Annotated in this window: 26 protein-coding genes; 15 read left to right on the top strand and 11 right to left on the bottom strand. The window is 37.2% G+C overall.

Annotated elements, in window-relative coordinates; all coding sequences use genetic code 11:
- Window positions 1-202: 202 nt before the first annotated feature.
- Entirely contained in the window at window positions 203-2,086 is a 1,884-nt protein-coding gene (gene htpG, locus ABC228_RS07255; protein ID WP_345824440.1) for a molecular chaperone HtpG, read from the top strand.
- Between the two features lie 53 nt (window positions 2,087-2,139).
- Here htpG and ABC228_RS07260 read toward each other — a convergent pair whose 3' ends face one another.
- Window positions 2,140-3,228 (bottom strand): metal ABC transporter solute-binding protein, Zn/Mn family, encoded by a 1,089-nt coding sequence (locus ABC228_RS07260; protein WP_345824441.1) that lies wholly within the window; start codon window positions 3,226-3,228, stop codon window positions 2,140-2,142.
- 156 nt (window positions 3,229-3,384) lie between these two features.
- Here ABC228_RS07260 and ABC228_RS07265 point away from each other — a divergent pair, with 156 nt between their 5' ends.
- On the top strand, window positions 3,385-4,785 hold the full coding sequence (locus ABC228_RS07265) for a SpoVR family protein (RefSeq protein ID WP_427902213.1): 1,401 nt from the start codon (window positions 3,385-3,387) through the stop codon (window positions 4,783-4,785).
- Window positions 4,786-4,847: 62 nt separating this feature from the next.
- Here the strand turns inward: ABC228_RS07265 and ABC228_RS07270 are convergent, their stop codons facing one another.
- The 4 genes from ABC228_RS07270 to ABC228_RS07280 all read right to left on the bottom strand — a co-directional run bounded on the left by ABC228_RS07270 (window position 4,848) and on the right by ABC228_RS07280 (window position 7,231).
- The gene (locus ABC228_RS07270) at window positions 4,848-5,285 is read right to left on the bottom strand and encodes a CBO0543 family protein (RefSeq protein ID WP_345824442.1); all 438 of its coding nucleotides are present in this window, start codon (window positions 5,283-5,285) and stop codon (window positions 4,848-4,850) included.
- A 431-nt stretch (window positions 5,286-5,716) separates the two neighbouring features.
- Window positions 5,717-6,094 (bottom strand): DUF4440 domain-containing protein, encoded by a 378-nt coding sequence (locus ABC228_RS07275; protein WP_345824443.1) that lies wholly within the window; start codon window positions 6,092-6,094, stop codon window positions 5,717-5,719.
- 339 nt (window positions 6,095-6,433) lie between these two features.
- A complete protein-coding gene (locus ABC228_RS19100; protein ID WP_427902219.1) occupies window positions 6,434-6,565 on the bottom strand; it encodes a putative holin-like toxin in 132 nt (43 codons plus the stop codon).
- A 249-nt stretch (window positions 6,566-6,814) separates the two neighbouring features.
- Window positions 6,815-7,231: a hypothetical protein gene (locus tag ABC228_RS07280; RefSeq protein ID WP_345824444.1), complete on the bottom strand. Its 417-nt coding sequence runs from the start codon at window positions 7,229-7,231 to the stop codon at window positions 6,815-6,817.
- A gap of 129 nt (window positions 7,232-7,360) precedes the next feature.
- Between ABC228_RS07280 and ABC228_RS07285 the strand changes: the two genes are divergently transcribed.
- Together ABC228_RS07285 and ABC228_RS07290 are read left to right on the top strand one after the other, a co-directional pair.
- Window positions 7,361-8,110, top strand: coding sequence for a class I SAM-dependent methyltransferase (locus ABC228_RS07285; RefSeq protein ID WP_345824445.1), 750 nt, complete (start codon window positions 7,361-7,363; stop codon window positions 8,108-8,110).
- 371 nt (window positions 8,111-8,481) lie between these two features.
- Window positions 8,482-10,500 (top strand): bifunctional diguanylate cyclase/phosphodiesterase, encoded by a 2,019-nt coding sequence (locus tag ABC228_RS07290; RefSeq protein ID WP_345824446.1) that lies wholly within the window; start codon window positions 8,482-8,484, stop codon window positions 10,498-10,500.
- Between the two features lie 119 nt (window positions 10,501-10,619).
- On the opposite strand, the gene ABC228_RS07295 is transcribed toward ABC228_RS07290, so the two are convergent.
- From ABC228_RS07295 to ABC228_RS07305, 3 genes are all read right to left on the bottom strand, one after another.
- On the bottom strand, window positions 10,620-11,651 hold the full coding sequence (locus ABC228_RS07295) for a serine hydrolase domain-containing protein (RefSeq protein WP_345824447.1): 1,032 nt from the start codon (window positions 11,649-11,651) through the stop codon (window positions 10,620-10,622).
- Window positions 11,652-11,814: 163 nt separating this feature from the next.
- The gene (locus ABC228_RS07300) at window positions 11,815-12,876 is read right to left on the bottom strand and encodes a helix-turn-helix domain-containing protein (protein WP_345824448.1); all 1,062 of its coding nucleotides are present in this window, start codon (window positions 12,874-12,876) and stop codon (window positions 11,815-11,817) included.
- Window positions 12,877-13,040: 164 nt separating this feature from the next.
- Window positions 13,041-13,781, bottom strand: coding sequence for a CAP domain-containing protein (locus ABC228_RS07305; RefSeq protein WP_345824449.1), 741 nt, complete (start codon window positions 13,779-13,781; stop codon window positions 13,041-13,043).
- 178 nt (window positions 13,782-13,959) lie between these two features.
- On the opposite strand from ABC228_RS07305, the gene ABC228_RS07310 reads away from it, so the two are divergent.
- The 11 genes from ABC228_RS07310 (at window position 13,960) to ABC228_RS07360 (ending at window position 22,298) form a co-directional block, all read left to right on the top strand.
- The gene (locus ABC228_RS07310) at window positions 13,960-14,634 is read left to right on the top strand and encodes a response regulator transcription factor (protein WP_345824450.1); all 675 of its coding nucleotides are present in this window, start codon (window positions 13,960-13,962) and stop codon (window positions 14,632-14,634) included.
- Window positions 14,627-15,991, top strand: a complete 1,365-nt coding sequence (locus ABC228_RS07315) for a HAMP domain-containing sensor histidine kinase (protein ID WP_345824451.1) — start codon at window positions 14,627-14,629, stop codon at window positions 15,989-15,991. Before ABC228_RS07310 ends, ABC228_RS07315 begins: the two co-directional genes overlap by 8 nt.
- Before the next feature lie 241 nt (window positions 15,992-16,232).
- On the top strand, window positions 16,233-16,916 hold the full coding sequence (locus tag ABC228_RS07320) for a zinc metallopeptidase (protein ID WP_345824452.1): 684 nt from the start codon (window positions 16,233-16,235) through the stop codon (window positions 16,914-16,916).
- A gap of 18 nt (window positions 16,917-16,934) precedes the next feature.
- Window positions 16,935-17,366, top strand: a complete 432-nt coding sequence (locus tag ABC228_RS07325; protein ID WP_345824453.1) for a DUF5392 family protein — start codon at window positions 16,935-16,937, stop codon at window positions 17,364-17,366.
- A 24-nt stretch (window positions 17,367-17,390) separates the two neighbouring features.
- Window positions 17,391-17,678, top strand: coding sequence for a hypothetical protein (locus ABC228_RS07330; RefSeq protein ID WP_345824454.1), 288 nt, complete (start codon window positions 17,391-17,393; stop codon window positions 17,676-17,678).
- 44 nt (window positions 17,679-17,722) lie between these two features.
- Window positions 17,723-18,139 carry a Spx/MgsR family RNA polymerase-binding regulatory protein gene (locus ABC228_RS07335; RefSeq protein WP_345824455.1) on the top strand — a complete coding sequence of 139 codons (417 nt, stop codon included), beginning with the start codon at window positions 17,723-17,725 and terminating at the stop codon, window positions 18,137-18,139.
- Window positions 18,140-18,298: 159 nt separating this feature from the next.
- Entirely contained in the window at window positions 18,299-19,465 is a 1,167-nt protein-coding gene (locus ABC228_RS07340) for a TraB/GumN family protein (RefSeq protein WP_345824456.1), read from the top strand.
- Window positions 19,466-19,586: 121 nt separating this feature from the next.
- Entirely contained in the window at window positions 19,587-20,834 is a 1,248-nt protein-coding gene (locus ABC228_RS07345) for a hemolysin family protein (protein WP_345824457.1), read from the top strand.
- Between the two features lies 1 nt (window position 20,835).
- Window positions 20,836-21,141, top strand: coding sequence for a TFIIB-type zinc ribbon-containing protein (locus ABC228_RS07350; RefSeq protein ID WP_345824458.1), 306 nt, complete (start codon window positions 20,836-20,838; stop codon window positions 21,139-21,141).
- A gap of 825 nt (window positions 21,142-21,966) precedes the next feature.
- Window positions 21,967-22,086, top strand: coding sequence for a DUF4023 family protein (locus ABC228_RS07355; protein ID WP_345824459.1), 120 nt, complete (start codon window positions 21,967-21,969; stop codon window positions 22,084-22,086).
- Between the two features lie 29 nt (window positions 22,087-22,115).
- Window positions 22,116-22,298, top strand: coding sequence for an H-type small acid-soluble spore protein (locus tag ABC228_RS07360; RefSeq protein WP_345824460.1), 183 nt, complete (start codon window positions 22,116-22,118; stop codon window positions 22,296-22,298).
- 58 nt (window positions 22,299-22,356) lie between these two features.
- On the opposite strand, the gene ABC228_RS07365 is transcribed toward ABC228_RS07360, so the two are convergent.
- The 3 genes from ABC228_RS07365 to dacB all read right to left on the bottom strand — a co-directional run bounded on the left by ABC228_RS07365 (window position 22,357) and on the right by dacB (window position 25,488).
- The gene (locus ABC228_RS07365; RefSeq protein ID WP_345824461.1) at window positions 22,357-22,917 is read right to left on the bottom strand and encodes an NADPH-dependent FMN reductase; all 561 of its coding nucleotides are present in this window, start codon (window positions 22,915-22,917) and stop codon (window positions 22,357-22,359) included.
- Window positions 22,918-23,099: 182 nt separating this feature from the next.
- A complete protein-coding gene (locus ABC228_RS07370) occupies window positions 23,100-23,660 on the bottom strand; it encodes an NADPH-dependent FMN reductase (RefSeq protein WP_345824462.1) in 561 nt (186 codons plus the stop codon).
- Window positions 23,661-23,970: 310 nt separating this feature from the next.
- Window positions 23,971-25,488, bottom strand: coding sequence for a D-alanyl-D-alanine carboxypeptidase/D-alanyl-D-alanine endopeptidase (gene dacB, locus ABC228_RS07375; protein WP_345824463.1), 1,518 nt, complete (start codon window positions 25,486-25,488; stop codon window positions 23,971-23,973).
- Between the last annotated feature and the right edge of the window lie 53 nt (window positions 25,489-25,541).

Here is a 25,541-nt window from a genome sequence, read left to right on the forward strand (position 1 = left end):
CCTAATTCATCAAGAAATATGCGAAAGGGATTATGTGGTTAGAGATTTTCCTCGTGATTTTTCTTACCCTAATAGCATTCCTGTTGACACCATTCAAACAGATATGATATTTATTTGTTAGGCGTTAGCACTCTTTGTATTAGAGTGCTAAAATGAAGGTATTCATAATAATAGTTACCAAGATGATAAGGAGATGAAAAGAATGGGAAAAAGAAAGTTCAAAGCCGAGTCGAAACGATTATTGGATTTGATGATTAACTCCATCTACTCTCAACGTGAGGTGTTCTTACGGGAACTAATATCCAATGCAAGTGACGCAATTGATAAGATCTACTACAGAGCATTAACCGATGAAAATTTATCCTTTAATCAGAGCGATTATTACATAAAAATTATCCCGAACAAGGAAACGCGTTCCTTAACGCTAATTGATACAGGTATTGGGATGACTCAGGAAGAATTAGAAAAGAATTTAGGTACAATTGCCAAGAGTGGCTCCTTTAATTTCAAGAGCGAGAATGAAGTAAAGGATGGTCACGATATTATCGGGCAGTTTGGAGTAGGGTTCTATGCTGCATTTATGGTAGCGGATGTTGTAACAGTAAAAAGTAAGGCATTGGGTAGTGATGAAGCATTTAAATGGGAATCAAAAGGATCAGATGGTTATACAATTGAGCCAACAGAAAAAGAAACAGTTGGAACCGAAATTACATTAAAGCTAAAAGAAAATGAAGATGATGAGAATTTTGAGGAGTATTTGCAGGAATATCGCTTGAAGGAAATTATTAAGAAGTATTCTGACTTTATTCGTTATCCAATTAAGATGGATGTTACGAAAAGTAAGAAGGAAGAAGACAGTGATGATTACGTTGAATATATGGAAGAAGAAACCATCAATAGTATGGTTCCCATTTGGAGAAAAAATAAAAGCGAGCTAAGTGATGAAGATTATGAGAATTTCTATCATGAGAAGCGCTATGGCTTTGACAAGCCATTAAAGCATATCCACGCAAATGTTGATGGAACAATTCGCTATAATGCCATTTTATTTATTCCAGAAAACCGTCCATTTGATTATTACTCACAGGATTATGAAAAAGGTCTTGAGCTGTATTCGAATGGTGTTTTAATCATGGAAAGGTGTGCAGACTTAGTTCCGGATCACTTTAGCTTTGTGAAAGGTTTAGTGGATTCAGAGGATTTGTCACTAAATATTTCCCGAGAAATGCTACAGCATGATCGACAATTAAAACTAATTGCTAAAAACATTAATAAGAAGATTAAATCCCAATTACTCAGTCTACAACGAGACGAACGTGAAAAATATGAACAATTTTATCATGCTTTTGGTAGACAGTTGAAATTTGGCGTCTATAATGAATTTGGCGCGAATAAGGATGTCCTAAAAGATCTATTGATGTTCTATTCCTCAAAAGAGAACAAGCTCGTGACATTAGCTGAATATGTATCGAGAATGCCAGAAGAACAAAAATACATTTATTATGCAACTGGAGAATCCATTGAGCGTATCGAAAAGCTACCGCAAACGGAATTAGTTGCCGATAAAGGATTTGAAATTCTATACTTCACGGAAGAAATAGATGAATTCGCTATCCGTGTTTTAATGAACTATGAAGAAAAGGAATTCAAATCGGTATCAAGTAATGACTTAGGGATTGAATCTGAGGATGAGAAGGCTTCTGAAACCGAAGCGAGTGAAAACAAAGAGCTGTTTGCATACATGAAAGAGCAGCTAGGCGGAAAAGTAAAAGAGGTACGAATTTCAAAACGCCTAAAATCACATCCAGTATGCTTAACAGCTGAAGGTGAAATCTCTATTGAAATGGAAAAGGTTATTAATGCAATGCCTGATAATCAAAGTGTTAAAGCGGATAAGGTGCTTGAAATTAATCCAAATCACGAGGTATTTCAAGCGTTAAAGACGGCATATGATACAGATAAAGAAAAGTTAACACTTTATACAAGTATTTTGTTTAATCAGGCACTGTTAATTGAAGGCTTGCCAATAGATGATCCAGTAGAATTTACGAATAATATGGTTAAGGTGATGGTTACACCTGCATAAGAAAAAAATGCATTTGGAGATACGAAACGCTCCAAATGCATTTTTGTTTATAATTATTGCAAAGCTTTATCCAATGTTTCAAGATTCGCTTTCATTAAACTAAAGTAATCTTCTCCGTTTTCGAGATCTTCCTCTGTTAAGGTAGATATATTATGGAGGTAAAGCGGCTCCGCATTAATTTCTTCACGAATGATTTCTGCGACTTTCGGTGTTACATTCGTTTCAAAGATTACATACTTAATTTCATGCTCTTTAGCAAGTTGAACAATATCGGATAACTCGGATTGTGAAGGCTCTTCACTAGGTGAAAGTCCAGCAATTGGAATTTGCGTTATTCCAAAGCTTTCTTCCCAGTAACCATAAGCTGCATGTGATACGACTATCTCTGGGTTTTCCTTAGATTCTATTAACGTATGAAACTGGGAATCAAGCTCTTCAAGCTCTTTTTTCAATGTTTCATAGTTTTGCTCAAACGTTTCTTGTTGTTCCGGTTTAAGCTCGATAAGTGCATCCTTAATGTTTTCCGCAAGGACAATTGCGCGATATGGATCTAACCAAACGTGTGGATCTTGATCACCATGATCATGGTGATGTTCATCCTCACTGGATTCACCTTCCTCGTGCTCATGGTCATGCTCTTCTTCACTAGCTTCGCCTTCTGAATGGCTGTGGTTATGCTCTTCCTCACTAGCTTCGCCTTCTGAATGGCTGTGGTCATGCTCTTCTTCACTAGCTTCGCCTTCTGCGTGTTCATGGGCGTGATCATGCGTATGCTCAATGACTTCAACCCCACTTGATGCCTCAACCATCATAACATCTTCACCCTGGAGCGTTTCTTGAATGGTTTCAGCATAAGCTTCCATTCCTAAACCATTATAAATAAACGCGTCAGATTTAGCGATTTCAATAACTTCCTTTGAAGTCGGCTCGTATGTATGGCTATCAGCACCTGGCGGTATAATGCTTTCAACTGCTACATACTCTCCACCGATTTTCTCAGCGAAATCCTTTAACGGATAGATGGACGTATAAATAGTTAGCTTATCTCCATCTTCAGAGTTGTTATTTGCTTCTTCTGAATTACATGCTCCTAATAATAGTGCTAGAACCATTACACTGAATAAAATTCGAAATGTCTTCAACTACAAATCTCTCCTTTTTAATCGATAAAATGAATTATATCGTAACCATTTCGATTTGTAAATAGTAACGGTTACGATTTATGTTTATTCCCCTTTGTCGTTCATCATTCCAATTTTTTCTCATAAACTATAAAAAGCATTTTTGGAGGGATCAGGTTGACCGATACAAAGGAGCTAAACAAGGCCATTGAGGAAATAACGGAGATTGCAATTGGATTTGGGTTAGATTTTTATCCAATGCGCTATGAGATTTGTCCAGCAGATATTATTTATACATTTGGAGCATATGGGATGCCAACTCGTTTCTCCCATTGGAGTTTTGGAAAGCAATTTCATCGTATGAAGCTACAATATGATTTGGGATTAAGCCAAATATATGAGCTTGTCATCAATTCCGATCCTTGCTATGCATTTTTGTTAAACACGAATAGTCTGATTCAAAATAAATTAATTATCGCCCATGTACTGGCCCATTGTGATTTCTTTAAACATAATGTTCGTTTCTCTAATACGAGAAGAGATATGGTTGAGAGTATGACGGCAACTGCCGAACGAATTGCCGAGTATGAGCTAATCCATGGAAAGCAAGAGGTGGAGGAATTTTTAGACGCGATCCTTGCGATTCAGGAGCATATCGACCCGTCCATTGTCCGTCCCAAATTACCACAGTATGTTTGGGAAGAGGAGGAAGAGGAAGGGAAAAGCGTAAAAACAGAGTATGATGACCTCTGGGATATGGATGAAAAACCAAAGGAAACCCAACCGCCCTCAAGGAAAAAGAAAAAGTTTCCGCCAAAACCTGAAAAGGATTTACTCCTATTTATTGAGCAATATAGCAGAGAATTAGAGGACTGGCAACGCGATATTTTAACCATGATGCGAGAAGAAATGCTCTATTTTTGGCCGCAGCTGGAAACGAAAATCATGAACGAAGGCTGGGCTTCCTACTGGCATCAACGAATCATGCGAGAACTAGACTTAACCACTGATGAAACGGTCGAATTTGCCAAATTAAACTCAAGTGTCGTACAGCCGTCAAAACAGCAAATTAACCCATATTATTTGGGCTTGAAAATATTTGAGGATATTGAGGAGCGTTATAATAATCCGACGAAAGAGATGAAGGAACGAGGCGTAAAACCAGGCTCTGGTCGGGAAAAGCTATTTGAAGTCCGTGAAATTGAATCGGATATTTCCTTTATTCGAAATTACTTAACCAAGGAACTGGTTGAGCGAGAGGATATGTATTTGTTTGAGAAGCAAGGTGCTTACTATCGAATATCAGATAAGGATTATGAAAATATTCGTGATCAATTAGTTTCGATGCGCGTAAACGGAGGCTTTCCATATATAACAGTGGAGGACGGCGATTACATGCGAAATGGTGAGTTGTATCTAGTCCACGGTTATGAAGGCACAGAATTAGATCTGCATTATTTAGAAAATGTGTTGCCGTATATTTATCAGTTATGGGGAAGAAAGGTATTAATCGAAACGTATGTGGATGATAAGCTGACGGTTTATAGTTACGACGGTGATCGGGTGTTTAAGCGGTGAATACTATAAAAAACATAACTAGAGGCTGTCTACTATGACAGCCTCTATAAATTTTCAGATAGTTATTTTCGAATATAATAAAGATGCCAGCGAAGAAATAAATATGCAAATACGTAGTAAATGGCAGAATACCAGAGTTTCCATCCAGAATAATTTACAAAATCCACTTGGACCATTATGAATTCGAAGATAACGGCATATGCAACCCAAGCAGCTATATATGGGTAAAACTTTCGGTTTTGTTCTGGCATGAAGTTAAGATAGATAATTCCGTACGAGGGACCAAGTGTTAATTCTATTACGTGAACACTGAGTTGAACGCCAGGTTCGGCCAATTCATAAAGCCTAAAATCTAAACTCAATAATACATCTGTACTCAAGTTTATCAGTGCGATTACAAACCATGTTACGTAAATCTCTTTCTTGGTTAAACGCTTTGGCATCAACCAGATAATAAAAAGGTTTATCACTAATGCTAGATAAGATGCAAGCCACCACATGTTGGTAATCATCCTAGTTAGAAGATTTTTGCTTCAATCTTTAACGTATTCTTTTCAATATAGCTTTCGTATTTACAATACAATTATGTATTAAATATAGAGAAATCGATTGCTTAACAGATAATAGGTTGAATGTTTACGAATATTTTCGCATATGAGTAGATAACGATTAATTACTGGAGGACAACATGAAGCGGATACCATTAGCCGTCATCTTGTTTATCATTTATATTTTGATGTTATGCTTACATGTTATGAAGCAGTTGTAAATGTAATATTACAAGCTGCCTCGCTATTTAATTAAAGTAACTCGCGTTTAAGTCTGAAATGATTCTTGTATTCCTAATTCGATCTATAGTACGAGTTATTTCTCTTTCCGATATTTCATGAATTGAAAGAGGTTTTAGCACGTTCTCAGATGATCTCCTGAATTATTGCTCTATTTCAATATATTCACGTAGTAATTTCCAATCCCCATTTTCAACCGCCCACACGTATAGACATTTTGCTAGATGTGGCTGCCCGTTAATAAGACTTGTTTCTGTCCCATACACTAAATAGTTATCCCCATTTCCTCGCTCTGTAATGGAGATTAAATCAAATTCCTTTTGAGTTGATTCAGGATACTGGTTTAAAACCGAAACTATATCATAGTGATAATCGTATTCTTCAGGTTTTTCGATCGTTGAATAGGCCCAATACCCGACAAAGCTTGTCGCCATAAATTTTTTTATCTTTGAATCATTTTTTGTTTTAAATCCTTCATTCCAGCTATTGTAATAGTCCGATAAAGCATCTTTAATAGTCATCTTTGTTCTCCCTAAAAGGAATTTTAATCCAATAAAATTGTATCATAAATATTAAAACGATATAATTGCTTTTAGATAGGGTTATGAAGGATTTACCTGTTTATGAATGGAATGAATTAAGGTGTTTATTAATAAAATAAGGGGATATATGAATAGACATAAGATGATGTGGGATGTATAATAAAAGCCAAACTAGCATAATATGAACCGAGGATGCTTTAAACATCCCCGGCCTGCATGGTAGAAGTTCAGGTGTGGAATCCCCTCTGAACATCTAACAATAAAAAAATGAACAGAGAACCCTCACCCTATAGTGATTTAGCCGTCACGGGTGGGGGTTCACTTTTTGTTAATCCTGTCGTTGATTAACTGCCTGATGAACTCGAGTAAAGAAACGAGGAAAGACCCCGCTGCCAACAGTAACATCAAAATGGCTATCATGAAATCCAAAGGCATCCCCCCTTTCATCATTAAATTGATGCTTAGAGGGGGGAGCGAAAATCCCACCGTAACGACTTACCATGCATATTATCATTGTAGCCTAAAACGAATCCATAGGTAATCCACAGATAGTCACAAGCTACATAAATGGTATATTGTACCTATCTGCTTCTCCGCGATCTTCTATCCAAATAATGGGATCTATAAGCTGTTTCGATATGAATATAAAATAATTGACACTGGTTTTATAGGAATGATGTGTTCAATTATTACTAACTTTTACAAACCATTTACAGATTTCTTCTCAAGAATATTTTTTAGTACATTAGATTGATTCTGGTCCAGCTTACCATATAAATCTTCCTCCTGATTGTATAGAATTGCTCCTGTTTGTTTGAACCAAATTACATAAGTTTCAAGTCTTTCTGGCATATTCTTGTCAAATAGATAGAACAAGGTTATTTGTGCGGCTGCTTTATTACGGATTGGAATATTATTCTGATTCTCCCACTTTATCTCCTGAATCATTGGTCTAATTTGATTAATTACAGCATTATCTAGAATCATTCTCTGTTCACCATTTAGAAATGCAATGTCTATTCTAGACAGAAATTTCATATCCTTTGACTTTGTTTCATCAAGTTGGCTACATCCTAGAAGTGTTAAAATGAATAAAAAAATAACTGTTTTTTTCATATCTATTCTCCCAACTATGAAGGTATCTGATTTATTTTCTTCTTAACATTTAGACGAGATGCATTGTATTTTGGTGTCATGAAAATTATACTTTTCATAATAAAAAAATAAATGTTGAGGAGTAAACACATGGACACAAAGGAAATGTTAGAAATGAATAAAGGAAGCTGGGAAATTAATGCGGAGCGCTTTTTCGGAAGGACGGCATTACCTGAATTTGGACCACTTGCACCAAATGAGGAGGACTTACATCTCTTTGGCGACGTTTCCGATAAAAAGGTGCTTGATATTGGTTGTGGAAGTGGACATTCCTTGCAATATATGGGAGGTAGAGGAGCGAAGGAGCTTTGGGGGTTAGACCTCACAACAAAGCAGATTGAAACAGCGAATGAACTCCTTCAAACACAGGTTGTGCCTGTGAATTTATTTGAATCTGCAATGGAAGATAATCCAGGTTTGCCAATGAATTATTTTGATATTGCATATTCTATTTATGCACTGGGATGGACAGTAGACTTAGATAAAACCCTATCCAACATCCATCAATATTTAAAACCAGGCGGAATACTAATTTTTAGCTGGGAACACCCGCTACATGATCGTGTAAAACGTGTGGACTCCACCTATTACGTTGATAAATCCTATCTGAATGAAGGTCCAGAATACAATGAGGCATGGCATCATGAAGTAATCATTTATCACCGCAAATTAAGTACCTATATCACCGCTTTAATTAGAGCCGGATTTGAGGTTGAAAATGTAATAGATGAAGTTGTGTTGCCTGATAAAGTTCCTGATGGGGATGAACGACGCTGGTATTCTGTTGATAAGGCAAGATTGATTCCAGCAACCTTTATTATGAAAGCAAGGAAAAAGTAACTCATCCATTATTTATTATTGGTCGGGGGTAGCTTTAATTTTGAAGATGGAAGATGTCTATTAAATTAGAATAATAACATTAGTCAAACATTAAATGAAGTGATACCAGTAGGCAACAGAAAATGATAAAATAGTACTAGATAATCCAAAAGCACCCAAGAAGAAATAGATGGCCTTGAAGTTGAAGTGAAAATGGGCACATAAACTACAAAAAAATGGGTCACAGGGCGACAAGCTGTCTGTACTGTGAATATTACAGCAAATAAAAAGGCTGTCGGATATAATCTGGCAGCCTATTTGATATTTCTGTAGAATGTTGCATTAGAATTGGATATATAATTCATTGGTATAGACAGATGGAGTGGATCGTAATGTTTGTGGAAGGAAATTATAACTTTTATATTGTTGCATTGTCTGTGGTGATTGCAATTTTAGCATCTTATTCAGCACTTAACGTTGTGGGAAAAATCTCGCATGCAAGTGGAAAGACGAAGCTATTCTGGCTTGTGGCAGGTTCATTTGTGATGGGGAGTGGCGTTTGGTCGATGCATTTTGTTGGAATGCTAGCGTTTCACCTACATGTATCAGTAAAGTATGATATCGGACTTACGGTATTGTCCTTGTTAGCAAGTATGATTACCTCATTTATTGCCTTCTGTATTACGATGCCAATCGATATTAAACGGTATCGAATTGCGTTAAGTGGTTTAGTGATGGGTGTTGGGATTGTTTCGATGCATTATATCGGGATGGAAGCAATGATCATGAATGTGGAGCTAACTTACGATTTCACGATGTGGCTCGTATCTGCTGGTGTGGCCTTCATTGCATCCTATGGGGCATTATTTTTATTTCTTCGTTTTCGAAATCAATCCGGATCAAGCTGGTTAAAGCTATGCTCCGCTATTATTATGGGAATTGCGATATGTGGCATGCATTACACGGGTATGGCAGCAGCTGAGTTTCAACATCATGGTGACATGGTAATGAACCATGAGCAATCGATAGACTTTTTCCTTCTTTATGGTGTCACAGTAACCATTTTTATTATTTTACTTGTGTCCTGGGCTGCACAATACTTTGATCGACATGTACTGGAAAAGATGGCTTATCAAGATTCCATAACCGGCTTACCAAATCGGAATGAAATGAATCGCTTTTTTGATACGAAATTAAGTACAGAGAGCATCGGCGTTCTTTTTCTAGACTTAGATCAGTTCAAAGCAATTAATGATACGTTAGGACACCATATCGGTGATTTGCTTGTGCAAGAGGTTGGAGCGCGTTTGCAACAATTTATCCGGAGTGACCTCCAAGTATATCGTATTGGTGGCGATGAGTTTTTAATTATTGTAGAGGATTGTGATCAAACACAAGCAGAACAATTGGCAGAAGAAATACTCATTACACTGAAGAATGCTTTTCGAATAGAAGGAAATGAACTATATGTGACCGGTAGTATTGGAATCAGCATTGGACCTGTGAACCAAGCTGATCGATCTGTTCTCCTTAAAACAGCTGATACAGCAATGTATAAAGCGAAAAGTCTAGGAAAGAACCAATACTGTGTATACAATGATGGAATGGGTGTTAAAGAGGTACGTAGGATGGAGATTGAAAAAGACCTACAATTAGCACTAGAGAACGAGCAATTCTATATTGTATACCAGCCGAAATGGAATGTGAAATCGAATAGTTTATATGGCTTTGAGGCATTAATTCGTTGGAAGCATCCCCGATTAGGAATTATTTCGCCAGGGGAGTTTATCCCTGTTGCCGAAGAGACTGGACTAATTGTACCTATTACAAGATGGGTTTTGGAAAATGCTTGTAATCAGTGCAATGCATGGCATGAAAAGGGATTAACCCAGCCGGTTTCTGTGAATCTATCCACCCGTCTTTTTCAAACAAGTAGTTTGGTTGAAATGATCCAAGATGTGTTAGGGATAATGAAATTAGATCCGAGCTTGCTTGAATTAGAAATTACAGAATCGATGGTTTTATTTGACATAAACGACGTTGTTCAACAGCTTCATCGGATTCGTTCATTGGGCGTTAGAATATCGATGGATGATTTCGGAACTGGATATTCTTCAATTGGATTACTAGACCGTATTCCCATTGATGCACTTAAATTAGATCGATTATTTACGGAGGACATTAATACTCCTAAGAAGCATGCTATTATTAATGCAATTGTTTTAATGGCAGAGGATCTAAATTTGGATGTAATAGCAGAAGGCGTAGAGAACCATGATCACATTGAACAATTGACTCAGTTAGGTTGTCATGTCATGCAGGGATATTTCTACGGTAAACCAATGAAAGTAGAAGAGATTAAGGACTGGATTAATAATCACAATACGACTATTGTAACAAGTTCAATATAGCTTTAATAGAGAGAAAGAAAGAAGCATTAGGTCATTAGGAGAAGCGTATGAATGGTACGCGGTATACGCCAATAGGACCTTTTGCTTCTATTTTTGTTTTTAAGGATAGTTTTACTTTATTATACTTTTTCCAGCATAGGAGACTTAATAATTTCTCCGATTAACCCCTCTGTTTGATGTACTCCCAAGTCCGTATTTGTCATGATAACAATCCCCGATTCTGATTCAGGGAATGCAACGATAGCGCTCTGAAATCCTACTCCCCATCCTAAAGATGATAGTTCAAGACTAGATTTGGTGTTATCGAGAAACACTCCTAAGCCAGACCAGTCTGCACAGCCCTGTGGGGAAAACATAGCTTGCATTAATTCTAGTGCAATTCCTAGTTTATTGGGACCTTTTAATGTAGAAATAAGTTCGATCATAAGTTTTGCTAAATCACTTGGAGTAGACCAAAGACCAGCTGCTGCAGGGTATGGGTAAATGGGGTAATTGCCCAATACAACCTGCCCATCCTTGTGATGGCCACTTGAAACGTTTATATTTCTTTCTGTCAAAATAATCGGGTTAAAGGTGCTGTTATCCATTTGTAATGGTCGAAAAAGCAATGTATCCATTAAATGCTCAAAGCTATCTCCCATTACATCCTCGATTAAATGCTGAATGAGGCAAAATCCAGCATCGGAATAGTGAAATTCAGTACCGGGTACGTAGGAAACTTCTAGCGGAGAAGGGAAATAAGCAGATCTTCCTTCCAATAACTCAAGCATCGAGGGAATGCTACTATCTTCTAGAAGCCCAAAGCTATCTTTTGGGTCAATGAATCCACCTTGATGACATAAGAGCTTTCGAAGTGTAACGCTACTGGATTGGGTAAACTTATTTTGGGGAACTTGCCAAGTCTTCAGTCTAGTATTGACATTCTCATCTAAATTAAGGTACCCATCTTCTACTAATTTAAGGGCTAAGACTGCTGTTACGAATTTACTGATGGAGCAAGCATTAAAAATAGATTCATCATTCACCGTTTTAGATGTGCCGTTTTCAAGAAGCCCGTAATGTTGTACTGAATCAAGTTCCCCCTCCTTAATAGAGGCTATGCTTATTCCTTGTACACCATAATTTTCCATTCGTTCTTTTATCATTACCATGCTAGTCAATTCCTCCAAAGTTAATTATATTGGTAGTTCTTATTTAATTCCGGTCCTTTTTAGTATCTTTATAGCTAAATTTTACCATATATCGTTATTCAGGATATGACTGTTGCTAATTCTAAAACAGAAGAAACGCAGCCAGAAATCTCTGGCTGCGATGTTATTTTGCAATAGTGGTTATCAGCTTTGCTAATGTTTCTTTATCTAAAAATGGTGCTAGTCTAGCAATTGCAGAAGGACTGATGTCATGCATACTAGCATTTTCTACCATAGAAGCTAATACTTGTCGGTCAACAAATGGAGCAATTGCCATCAGTGTCTTATCATCAATGTCTAATGAACGTGCAATCTCAGATATCACGTCTTTACTTGCAAAAGGTGCAAGCCGTGTTAATTTCTGGGAGTTAATCTGCTTTATGTCGTGTTCCAGTAAAAGCTTATCAACCATTTCCTGATCAAGAAAAGGCGCAATTGCCGTTAGCTTATCGAGTGAGAGATCTTGATCCAGTTGGTCAACTAGTCCATGTAAGACCTCTTGTGAAACAAATGGAGCCAATCTTACCAAATACTCAGCTGAAACTTCCTCTAGTGGTGTCTCTTGGATTAGTTCATCGACTTTACTTCCTAGAAAAGGTGCAATCTGAGCAATATTATGGATGCTTAATGAATCCTTCTGCTCCTGAACAAGTTGAAATAAAGTATCACTTTGGATGAATGGAGCTAATCTCACAACATGTTTCCAGGAATAAGTATCACTGTTTTTCACCTTATGAAAAAGTACTTCCAATGAGGCTTCATCAAGAAAAGGTGCAAGTCTAGCGATATATTCCCAGGAAACTTCATCTAATTGATTTGTGATTTTCCCCAAGGAACTGGATTTCAAGACGGGTGCAATCGAGACAAGGCCTTCCATATCTGCTTCTCCTGTATTAACAAGTGCTGCTGCTTCAACTGGTTGTTCTTCCGCAACTTTATGAACAATCATGCCAACATTATGAAGCTTATTATTCTGCCTTCCACCATTTAAAATATCATCTACAGAGATTTTAAATTCTTCCGCTAATGTGATTAGTGTACCAACATCAGGGATGGAATCTCCTTTTTCCCATTTTGAGACTGCTTGGTGACTGACATTTAATTTCTCTGCTAATTCTACCTGTGTAAAATCCTTTTCCTTTCTGAGCTTTGAAATATAAGAACCGATTAATTGACTATTCAACATAGAAACATCTCCTACTATTTAATGAACAGTGCGCCCTGTTACAACAAGCATAGCATAGGAGGTTATATACGCCTATCAACTGTTAGTTGAATGGATCCATTAAGCGTTCTACCTGTGGTAGAATCCATAAAAAAAGAGCACTCATTATAAGTGCCCTAATTCGTTTATTTTCGAATAAACATTTGTGTCCAGTAATGTCCACTAGGGTCATAACCAACACCAATATGTGTGAAATCACCATTTAAAATATTTGCTCGGTGTCCTTCACTATTCATCCAAGCCTGCACCACTTCCTTGGCACTCTGTTGACCCTTAGCAATATTTTCCCCAGCTGACTGATACGTAATACCGAAGTCGCGCATCATATCAAATGGTGACCCATAGGTTGGGCTTGTATGCGAGAAGTAACCCTTTTGCTGCATATCATTCGATTTTTCTCTTGCAACACTGCTGAGGCTGTTATCTACCTTTAAAATAGAAAGGCCTGCTTGCTGTCTTTCTTGATTCGTTAATGTTACGACCTCATTTTCAAATTCACTTAAGGAATAATTCCCTTGTTGTGGTTGTTGCTGTTGTTGCTGTTGTTGTTGTGGTTGAGGCTGCTGTTGCTGTTGTTGATTAGCTCCATTATTGGTGTTTGGTACCTTATCTCCCGTTGGAAGCTGACGATTCCCTTGTCCTTGTTGTTGGTTATTGGGTTCATCTTCTACTTGCCGAAACTTAAATTTAGCATCCTGGGTCTTAATTGGCTGAGTATGCGGATAATCACCACTTGATTGGTCGGTGCTCATACTGGAGATATTTGCATTCGCATTATTGTCGTCATTTGCATTATCTGTATTACAAGCAGAAAGCATAATGAACAGCCCAACAGCTAAGAAAAGCTGTACAAGATGTTTTTTCATTTCTATCACTCCTTATTTTGTTTGTTCATAGTATTAGTTGGTGTTTGGAAAAATATTGATGATATTTTTAAGTAAATATATGGAATGAGAGAGCTGCAATTTTACGGCAGGTGCTTCCTGCGATAAACTTATCGTTAGAAAAGGGTTTTTTTTATGAAAGTAAGGAAGTGAACGAATAATGAATACAATACTCGTTGTTGATGATGATGCCCACATTCGAAAATTAATTCGTTTATATTTAGAAAATAGTAATTATGAGGTAATAGAAGCCTCCGATGGACAAGAGGCACTAGATATACTTGGAAAGCATTCCCTTGATTTAGCAATAGTCGATGTGATGATGCCAAAAATTGATGGCTATGAGCTGACAGAGGATATTCGATCCTTTATAGATATTCCTATTTTAATGGTGACCGCCAAGGGTGAGTCACAGGATAAAGTGAAAGGATTTCGAGCTGGGACAGATGATTACCTTGTTAAGCCGTTTGATCCTGTTGAATTAATTCTTCGTGTGGAAGCACTTTTAAAGCGATACAATATCAATGCGGAGAGCGTGATAAAATTAGGTAATACGACTATTGATAAGGATAGGCTTATCGTTCAATCAGGTGATAATCGAGTTACGCTTAAAAAGAAGGAGTGTGAACTACTATTTGTTTTAGCTAGCTCGCCAGGAAAGATATTCACACGTAATCAGTTAATTGAGAAAATCTGGGGTTATGATTACGAAGGTGATGAGCGAACGGTAGATGTTCATGTAAAGCGATTACGGGAACAGCTTGAAGTTCTGAATGACATAACGATAACGACTGTAAGAGGTCTTGGTTATCGTTTGGAGGCAATGGATGATTAAAAAAAGCTTGTATTTAAAATTTGTGGGTACCTTTATTGGTGTTGTCATTGTTAGTATTTGTCTTTCCTATGTGTTAACACCTTATTCACTTGATCAGGAGAAGATATTTAAAGAAGAGCTATCTAAAATATCAATTGGTTTGGCTGAGGTTATTCAGATGGCAGGTCCTGAGGATATCCCTGAATTAATGAAGGAATTTGATGATGTCGAATTTGACGTTATTATTACCAATGGGCGAGAGGTTTTTTATCAAAGGGAAGAAAAATCCTCTATTCATATAAAGCAGGATGAAATTAAAGAAATATTAACACATACATTAAACGACCCAGTTGTTCTAATGGATGAAAATCAGTCGTCAGCGAGAATAGTTGGTGTTCCCATTCATGTGTCTGGAGAAAACTATGCCCTTGTCACAAGAATTGACTATGAAGATGAATTTGAGGATATGCAACAGGGAATATTCATTTCTTTATTATTAGTGCTCCTTGTTGGAAGCTTACTAATTGTCCTGGCATCCACCTATTTAGTTAATCCAATTAGAAATTTAACACTTGCTGCACGTAAGATTGCAAAAGGGGACTTTTCTGTTCGAGTAGAGAAAAAGAACCGCAAAAACCAAGATGAAGTAGGAGAACTAATTGACAGCTTTAATCACATGACTGCAGAGCTAGAAAAACTGGATACCATGCGTGCAGATTTTGTAAGTAATGTTTCGCATGAAATCCAATCGCCTCTTACGTCAATTAAAGGTTTTACAAAGGCAATCATGGATGATGTCATACCAAAGGAAAATCAAAAAGAGTATTTGAATATTATTTATCAGGAAATTGAGCGAATGTCGCGATTAAGTGATAACTTATTGAGGATTGCCTCACTTGATTCGGAGCATCATCCTTATAACCCAACATCTTATCGTTTGGATGAGCAGCTGCGTAAGTCCGTCCTGACCACAGAGCCTTTATGGCATAAAAAAAATATTACAATAAATCTAGACCTAGAGCCTGTCGAAGTTTATGCGGATAAGGATTTAATGGAGCAGGTTTGGCTCAATTTAATCACAAATGCGATCAAGTATTCAGAAGATGGTGGCATAATAGATATTGGCATACGTATAACCGCTAGTCGTATCCGTGTTCAAGTGACAGATTACGGTATTGGTATACCAGAAGCTGCTATTGGCAATTTGTTTAGTCGATTTTATAAAGTGGACCGCGCGCGCAATCGCTCCGATGAGGGGAATGGATTAGGGTTATCGATTGTGAAGAAAATCCTTACCATTCACAAATTTAGTATTGATGTTAAAAGCGAGGAAGGCGTAGGCTCTACCTTTACGGTGAAAATCCCAACGAATCAATGATTTAAAGGACTACAAACATTTTTGTTTGTAGTTTTTTTAGTTCATATTCAGTTCATAATTATTTTCTATACTAACAGTACACCCAGAAAACTATCTATTTTTTTATCATTATGTGCAACAAAACACAAAGTTGATTCGTATAGATATAAGAATAAAAAAAGACAAATAGTATAAACCTGGGATGAAAATGGCAAATCTTATAGAAATACAAGATGTAGGTAACTTCTAGGAGGAATACGAAATGTTCTTTCATCCAATGGATTTTCTAATCATCATTGCATTTGTACTAGCAATGTGGGCTCAATCGAGAGTTCAAAGTAACTTTCATAAGGGCTCCAAGGTTATCGCTACATCAAAAATGACTGGTGTGGAAGTAGCTAGAAAAATTCTAGATTATGAAGGTCTAACTGATGTGAGAATAGAACTCTCAAGACGAGGAGCTTTGTCCGATCATTATGATCCGAAAGCGAAGGTGGTCCGATTATCAGAACCAGTCTATCGAGGTAATTCACTAGCATCTCTTGCTGTTGCTGCACATGAGGTAGGACATGCAATTCAGCATGCAGACCATTACGCTATGTTAGTACTAAGACATCGATTAGTTCCATTTGCAAATATCGGCTCTCAAATGGCACCATTCTTACTCATTGGAGGCTTTTTACTCCGTTGGACTAATTTAATTGGGGTCGGAATCATACTATTTGCGGCAGCTGTATTATTTCAACTTGTGACACTACCAGTTGAATATGACGCATCAAGGCGTGCTAAGAATAAATTATTAGAACTAGGTATGATTACGAATCAAGAAGAAAAAGGTGTAGGAAAAGTCCTAAACGCAGCAGCATTAACGTATGTTGCGAGCACATTGATAGCAGTTTTGGAGCTTATAAAATATATAATAATTTTTAGAGAAAGACAAAATTAAAAAAGGTAGGGAATTAACATGAATTTACCCATCACAGATATGCCGAATTTTGTTAAGAAAGAAGTAGATAGTCTGAATGAAACGCTATCACCCTTCATCAAAAAAGTTTCGAAATATTCGTTTTGGGCATTTCCTTTCATTACATTATCGCTTATCAATTTATTTTTTATGCTAGTTGTCATGCCTGAAACAAGGACAACGATTTCTTTAATAATCTATGCAGTGCTTGGTGCATTTGGATTTGCTTTATCCAAAGAAGCAAAGTTTCAACGAAAAGAGATTTTGAAAGTAAGTGAGTCGTTTATCGTTAAACGGATTAAGAAAAGTAATGTTGTAACAGATACGATAAAAGAACGATATATTAAATCAATTAAAGAGCAGCCAGCGCTGGCAATGAATAACTTTATTCGATTCTTAGAAGAAGAGAATCGATTTATCGCCAGAGAATAAGCTTAAAAAGGCCGGAGGGATTTCGTGGAGTTACTAGCGAAACAGGAGTATATAAAGATCGAAAGAAAGGTCTATAGTATTGAGCAAGTTGACATCGAGCATAAACGCTTCCTTCATTTGTATACAGATAAAATCACGAGTCAGCACCGTGAATTTCCGATACAAGACGTGCTAGATATATCCTATCGCGAGATCGGTGGTGAAGGAGCTGGTCTTCTTTACCTACATACGATCCGAGGCGTTTATTCCTATACTGTGAAATCATCTCCAAAGCATTTTATGGATATCTTCAAAGAGCATGTTAACAAGTAGCATGCAACGTTTGTGAAAAATCGAATTGAAATGGGGAATGACAAATGTCTGTTATGATTTATGGAGCAGCATGTTCATCAACTAGAAAAGCAAAAGAATGGTTTAAAAAATTTGATATTGAATTTGTAGAACGAAATATTCTAAAAGAACCATTAACGGTTCACGAATTGCAGCAAATTCTGCGTAGAACTGTTGATGGTACAGAAGAAATCATTTCTACTAGATCCAAAGCCTACAAGGAGCTTAACGTAGATATTGATGCGCTTCCACTGCAGGAACTACTAGAACTTATTCATAAGCACCCTAGATTACTAAGAAGTCCTATCATGTTAGATGAAAAAAGGCTTCAAGTTGGCTTCCATGTAGATGATATAAGACAGTTTCTACCTCGTAAAACAAGAGAGAGACAATGGCTACAATGGCGTATGAATTACCTTCCAATGACGGAGATTGTAAAATAATATAGAGATAGACCTCGTAATAGTTGTTAAGGGAAAAACGTAACCCTCTTTTTGAAGGTTACGTTTTTTATCAGACAAAATGTTAAAATAATTCTATTTTATTCCAAACTAGTTTATTATTAAAATTATATAGATGTTGTTTAAAAAGGAAGGTATTCTATGTCGGAAGAAAATATATCGCGGTTGGAGATTGATGGTAAGGAAATCATTCTTATTGGTACGGCACACGTATCCAAAAATAGTGCTGAACAGGTGAAAGCCGTAATTGAAGCGGAAAATCCTGATTCGGTTTGCGTCGAATTAGACGAACAACGGTATAAATCGATTACAGAAGGAAATAAATGGAAAGAAACGGATATCTTTAAAGTAATTAAAGAAAAGAAATCAACATTACTACTCATGAATCTTGCTATTTCCTCTTTTCAAAAACGTATGGCGAGCCAGTTTGGAATAAACCCTGGACAGGAAATGATCCAAGGGATTGAATCCGCAAAAGAAGTCAACGCAGATCTTGTATTAGCAGATCGTAATATCCAAACAACTTTTTCACGTATCTGGCGTGGTATTGGTTTAAAAGGAAAGGCAATGCTTTTGACTCAAGTAATTGCAGGTATTTTCACCAAAGAAACGATTTCGGAAGACGATCTGGAAAAAATGAAGACACAAGATATGATTGATTCCATGCTACAGGAATTTACAGAAAGCTTTCCAAAGCTAAAAAAGCCACTTATTGATGAGCGTGATCAATATCTAGCTCAAAAAATTAAGGAGGCACCTGGAGATAAGATTGTTGCTGTTCTTGGTGCAGCGCATGTACCTGGAATTAAGGAGCAAATTAAACAAGATCATGACATTAAGGAATTATCAAAGCTCCCACCAAAATCTAAAATTCCCAAAATGATTGGATGGTCCATTCCGATATTCATTCTTGCCCTTATTGTCTATACATTTATGACAAATTCAGCAGCAGGTATTGAACAAATAATTAGTTGGATTTTATGGAATGGAACATTATCGGCACTAGGTACGCTAGTGGCGTTTGGACATCCGCTTGCAGTTCTTACTGCGTTTATTGCAGCTCCGATAACCTCATTAGAGCCGTTTCTTGCTGCCGGATGGTTCGCAGGATTTGTACAAGCGTATTTCCGTAGGCCGAATGTAAGGGATTTTGAAAACCTATCGGAGGATGTTCATAGTTTTAAAGGATTTTGGAATAACAAAGTAACCCGTGTACTTCTCGTTGTTATCTTTGCAAACATCGGTAGTTCAATCGGTACGTTTATAGGTGGAGCAGATGTCATAAGAGTCTTTTTAGAACACCTATAAATCGGAAATAAATAGTGTAACTGAAAGGGTTATTTTCCTTTTAACACTGTTCTAAATTCATTAGAATATAAGTAACAATAAATATATTAAGGTATTGTAAATCTTAAGGGGGAACTATCTAGTGATCATTGCGATCATCATATTATTGTTTGTATCCTTATTCTTCTCTGGTAGTGAAACTGCACTTACTGCAGCGAATAAGATGAAGCTACAAACAAAAGCAAATAATAATGATAAAAGATCTGAGAATCTATTGAACTTGGTTTCAAAGCCGAGTGAGTTTATTACGGCGATATTAATCGGAAACAATATTGCGAACATTATTTTACCTACTCTTGTAACAATGGTTGCATTAGAGTATGGCGTTAATGTGGCGATTGCTTCAGCAATATTAACGGTAACGATCATCGTATTTTCAGAAGTGTTACCGAAATCAATTGCAGCAGCGTTTCCGGATAAAATAGCATACATTGTGTATCCCGTAATCCGATTTTTTACCATTATTTTTAAGCCTTTAACACTACTTCTAAATGGTATGACTGGTCTTATCATCAAATTGCTAGCGAAGGATGATGAGGATAATGTGTCCATATCAAAGGAAGATCTAAGAGCAATGGTGGATATTGCCGGTACGGAAGGAACCTTTAAACAAGAGGAGTCTTACCGTATAAAGGGGATATTGGACTTTCAGGATTTAAATGTGAAGGATGTACTAAAAACACCTCGGATGGATATCGTAGCTGTACCTCATGACGCTACTTATGAAGAGGTTAGAGATATTGTGATACAAAATCAATATACGCGTTATCCTGTCTATGATGAGGAAATCGATAACATCATAGGGGTGTTTCATTCCAAATACCTGTTGAGTTGGTCTATAGAACCGGAGAAAACGCTCGAGTCCTATTGTGATCTCGATCCGATGGTTTTCTTTGAATTCCATTCAATTGAAATGGTATTTAGACAAATGACACGGGAAAGAAAACATCTCGCAATTGTTCTAGATGAATATGGTGGAACAGAAGGTATTTTAACACATGAAGACATCATCGAAGCGATGATTGGTTTAGAAATTGAAGATGAAATGGATTTAGAAAGTGAGAAGCTAGTCGAGAAGCTTACAGAAACAGAAATTATCTGTGATGGCAAAATCACATTACATCGTCTAAATTCCATTTTTGATACGGATATACCCGAGGAAGAGGATGTCCTTTCAGGTTATTTACTAACAGAGTTCACACAATTTCCAAAGCAAGGTGACGAGCTTGAAAGAGATAATCTGAAATTTAAAATATTAGAAGTCGATGGAAGAACCTTAAAACAAATTCAAATCCTAAAAGAAGATATAGTCGAAATGGAGGAGGGATAATATGAACTGTCCAATTTGTGATGGAGTCCGAATGAAGGAAGTAGAAAAAGGTAGCGTATTAATTGATATTTGCCCTAGCTGTAAAGGAGTTTGGCTAGATCGTGGTGAATTAGAAAAAATCACCTCTGGTCTAAATGAAGACCGAAAATATTATGAGGAAACCTTTGCCGCATACGAACGCGATTATCGTGAACGCCCAACCAAAAAGAATGATTACCACAATGGATATGATTCGAAACACGGTCAACATGGTTATAAAAAAAGCAAGAAGAAAACCATGCTCGATGTATTTAGTGACTTATTCTAAGTGATGTGATCTCTTTGTTATCCAAACAAAGAGGTCTTTTTTTTATGAGGAAAACCAGTCCCGCCGTTCGGTTTTGGCATGAGATGTGGCCTCATGTATGTTTTGAGCGAAAAATCCGGATGAAAAGTGCATGAGAGGGAGTCTCATGTATGTTTTGCACGAAAAATCCGGATGAAAAGTGCATGAGAGGGAGTCTCATGCATGTTTTGCGCGAAAAATCCGGATGAAAAGTGCATGAGAGGGAGTCTCATGTATGTTTTGCACGAAAAATCCGGATGAAAAGTGCATGAGAGGGAGTCTCATGCATGTTTTGAGCGGAATAGCCAGATGAAAAGTGCATGAGAGAGGTTGTCATGTATGTTTTGCACGAAAAATCCAGATGAAAAGTGCATGAGAGGGAGTCTCATGTATGTTTTGAGCGAAAAATTAGGATGAAAAGTGCATGAGAGCACCTCTCATGTATGTTTTACGCGAAGAATCCAGATGAAAAGTGCATGAGAGGGAGTCTCATGCATGTTTTGCACGAAAAATCCAGATGAAAAGTGCATGGGAGGTTGCCTCATGTATGTTTTGCACGAAAAATCCGGATGAAAAGTGCATGAGAGCACCTCTCATGTATGTTTTGCGCGAAAAGTTGCCACAAAAAGTGCATGAGAGCGCCCCTCATGCATATTTGAAACGAAAAGTAACCTCAAAAAGCGCATGAGAATAGCCATCATACATGTATTAAGCGGTAAAGCAGCTAGTAACTTTTTACAGTCATACGTGTATATTTTTTCAGTCAATGCTCATACTAACCAAAATTTTTAAAGGAGGTATGAATTAGTGGAGGATACATCTACCTTTGTCGCGAAATTCAATGAGAGAAAAAGAAAAGATGAACAGATTAGGAAAAGGCAAAGTGGTGCTAATCGAGAAAGACACTTACCTAACAAACGACACTAATGAGAGTCGCGTATTAAAGGAGGTTATAGATGGATAGGAAACGTGCGTTGGAGATACATCAGTCTCTAGACTTGATTGCTGTTAGTTATAAGGGTAACCCAGTTTATTTACAACAAGTTGACCCAATGACAAATAAAGCTAGAGTGCTTCCGTTAGACAATTTACATCGTGAGTTTGATGTTGAAATTTCTAATCTGCAAGAAAGAGCATAGAGAATCCTGAAATCAAGAAAATCGCAATGCTTGCACTTGCATTGCGATTTCTCCATGTCTATAAAGTAGAGGCGATCGGATTTTTCATTTCCTCAAGTGCCTTTGCCCAATTTATAGTGTCTTGTGTTAGTCGGTCTATACGTTTAAGTATACCTTCATCGACAATTACCTTCTGATCAAAGTGCTTACCTTCTATGAAAACATATTTTGGTATGACAACAGCTTGCATATAATCTAGGATAGGCTTTAGTTGTTGCTCAGCAACTAAAAAGTGCTTCGGTGTACCAGCAGTTACTAAGATGCTAATGGCTTTTTCACAAAAGGCATCTCTCGGGAGTAAGTCAAAAAGGTTCTTTAAAGTACCTGGTATTGATGCTTGAAATGTAGGTGTTCCAATGATAAATGCATCTGCTGACAGGATCTTCTCCAGAACAATCTTCGTATCTCCACTATAGTCATGATAGTCTCTGCCATCACAAAATACAAGGTTATAATCACTTAAATCAATCAGCTCTATGTCAATATCCTTCTGTTTATTCTGTATATATTGAAGTGCCAGTTCAACAGCTACTCTTGTTTTTGAGCCGACTATAGAACCGGAAATCCCAATTATTTTCAAGTTAATCCCCACTTTCTAATCGAGGCATTTTATCGATAAGTTACGATATCATGTATGCCATATATTAATTATAACGATTCTAGAAAAAGAAAATAAGAATTATGCCTACTAAATAAAAAAGGACAAGGGAGAAATCCCTTGTCCAAATTTCTGCTTAAAGAAGCAGTAATCCCTATATAGCCTTATCGAATTGTTTTTAATGCACGACTCCATGAAATAACTTGGTCAAGCATCCCGTTTGCATTTGCAGCATGGTAATCTGCTGGTTTAAACACGCTCATATTTTCAAAGTCAGATAATAGGGAGAACGTAACAGCCGTACGAACATCGGCAACTTGAAGTTCACCTAAGATAAGACGTAGGTTTTCGTGAGCACGAACGCCACCAAGACTTCCGTATCCAACAAATCCTGCTGCTTTATTATTCACCTCAGGATTTAGGTAATCTAATGCGTTTTTCAAAGCTCCACCAACAGCATGATTGTATTCTGGTGCAATAAAGATATAACCATCAAATGATGCCATTTTTTCAGACCAGCCTTTAATTGCAGCCTGAGCCTCTTCTTGTTGTGCTTCAGGAACAGATGCACCTAATAATGGTAAATTGTAGTTAGCAAGATCTACAATCTCATATTCTACTCCTTCTTCATGACGATTGTTTGCAAAATCTAATACCCAATTTGCTACGGCTTCCCCGTTACGACCTTGACGAATACTACCTAGTACAATACCAATCTTTAACATAAAAATTCCTCCCGAAGTTGTTTTTATTTTTTGTTGGATTAAAGACAAAGAAAGTAATCTCTTGAGATAAATTCCCAGCACAACTTGACCTAATCAGTTGCATAAGGCTTGTCTTATTCAAGACTTTCATTTTATCTCTAATTCAATATATTTGAATTCAACGTTTTTATAGTAGCACCTTCCATTATCTTTTGCAACAATTATTACTTGTTTTTTATTATAAACTTACAAAAAGTAATTAAAGGGATAGTATTCACTAGTTTAAGGAATAAGAAAGACGGCCACTAAGGCCGCCAGAGGTCAAATATCATTATTCAAATTCATGGTTTGCTAATGCTGTGGCAATTGCATCTTCAATTTCTCTTATTGAGACTGAAGCTCCTAAGTAATTATTAATCATAATGGAAAAGGTTAACTTTTGACCATCCTTTGTTGTTACATATCCTGATAGAGTGGAAACCCCCGTTAAGGATCCAGTTTTTGCTTTTACATTATTTGCAGCAGGTCCATCATTCATTCGATAGCGTAAGGTTCCTCCTACTAGACGCTCTGAATTTCCAGCTACCGGTAAAGAGCGCTCAAAAGCTGGATACCACTCTTCCTGTTGAACACTATAAAGTAGGTAGGAAAGATGATTAGAAGGAATCATGTTCTTATGTGACATACCAGAGCCATCTCGAAGTAATATGGTTTCACCATTGACTCCAAATTGTGTCACGACATCCTCAATAACCTGCAACCCTTTATCCCAGCTACCTTCGTCATAGACAACTCTCCCCATTTCCTTCGTAAGCGTCTCCCCATGTCCATTATTGCTAAGCTTCATAAATGGTATGAGCAGGTCTTCCAGTGTCATCGACTTTTTAGAAGTAAGTACCGTAGCATCTGTGGGTGTCTTTCCAACTGTAAGGTTTGATTTGCCAATAAATGTAATGCCTTTTTCTTCTAAAGACTTTTTGAAAACATCTACTACATAACCTGTGGGCTCCCAAATGGATACCCATGACCTAGCTTTTGACCCCTCTAAAGGAATAACGCCTTCAATAACAATTGTATTCGATCCGTGCTCTCGTTCAATAGAGATGGAGCGACTATGGTCTGTGCCAACGGTCGTTGCTCTATTTTCAATTTTTACATAATCAGTATGTGGTGTAAGCTTTACAACTGGCTTCTCGTCAACCGACTCTGCCGGGAATACTTCAACGATAACGGTGCCTGCATCATAGTCTTCATTTGGAGATAGTGTCAAAGCAGAAACTTGTGAACCGGTATAAAAGGGCTCATCTGACCAATTTAAATCCTGTGAAAGTCTTACACGATCATACCAAGTATCATCACCAATCAGATTACCTTTAATCTTTGATATACCTTGCGCCTTTAATTGGTCAGCAAAATGAGCGAGATCCGTTTCTAATAGGGTTGGATCTCCTTTTCCCTTTAAGTATAAATTCCCTTTTAGGACATTTCCCTTTATGACGCCGTCTGTTAATACTTCTGTCGTAAATTGGTAGTCTGGTCCAAGCTTTTCTAACGCAGCAACGGTCGTTAATATTTTCATATTGGATGCAGGGTGTAATCGGTGATCACCGTAATAGGAATATAGTAGCTCTCCTGAATCTGCATTCCGAACACTCACACCAGTCGTGGATCCGTCTAGTAAATCATTTTCCAAAATAGTGTTCAGCTTATCTGCTAAGGAATGTTCTTCGGTAGTTTCATTGGAGGCATTTACTGATAATGATTTCTCCGGTACAGGAATAGGTAAAACCACCAACACTGCCAACATGAAAAACAAAATACCTTTCTTCCATTGTTTAGCCGTACTCATCTTTGACACTCCTTCAACCATTTTTACAAGTATATGCAATGAATAATAGGCAT

The organism is Ornithinibacillus xuwenensis (genome assembly GCF_039614845.1).
GTDB classification, from domain to species: Bacteria; Bacillota; Bacilli; order Bacillales; family Amphibacillaceae; genus Ornithinibacillus; species Ornithinibacillus xuwenensis.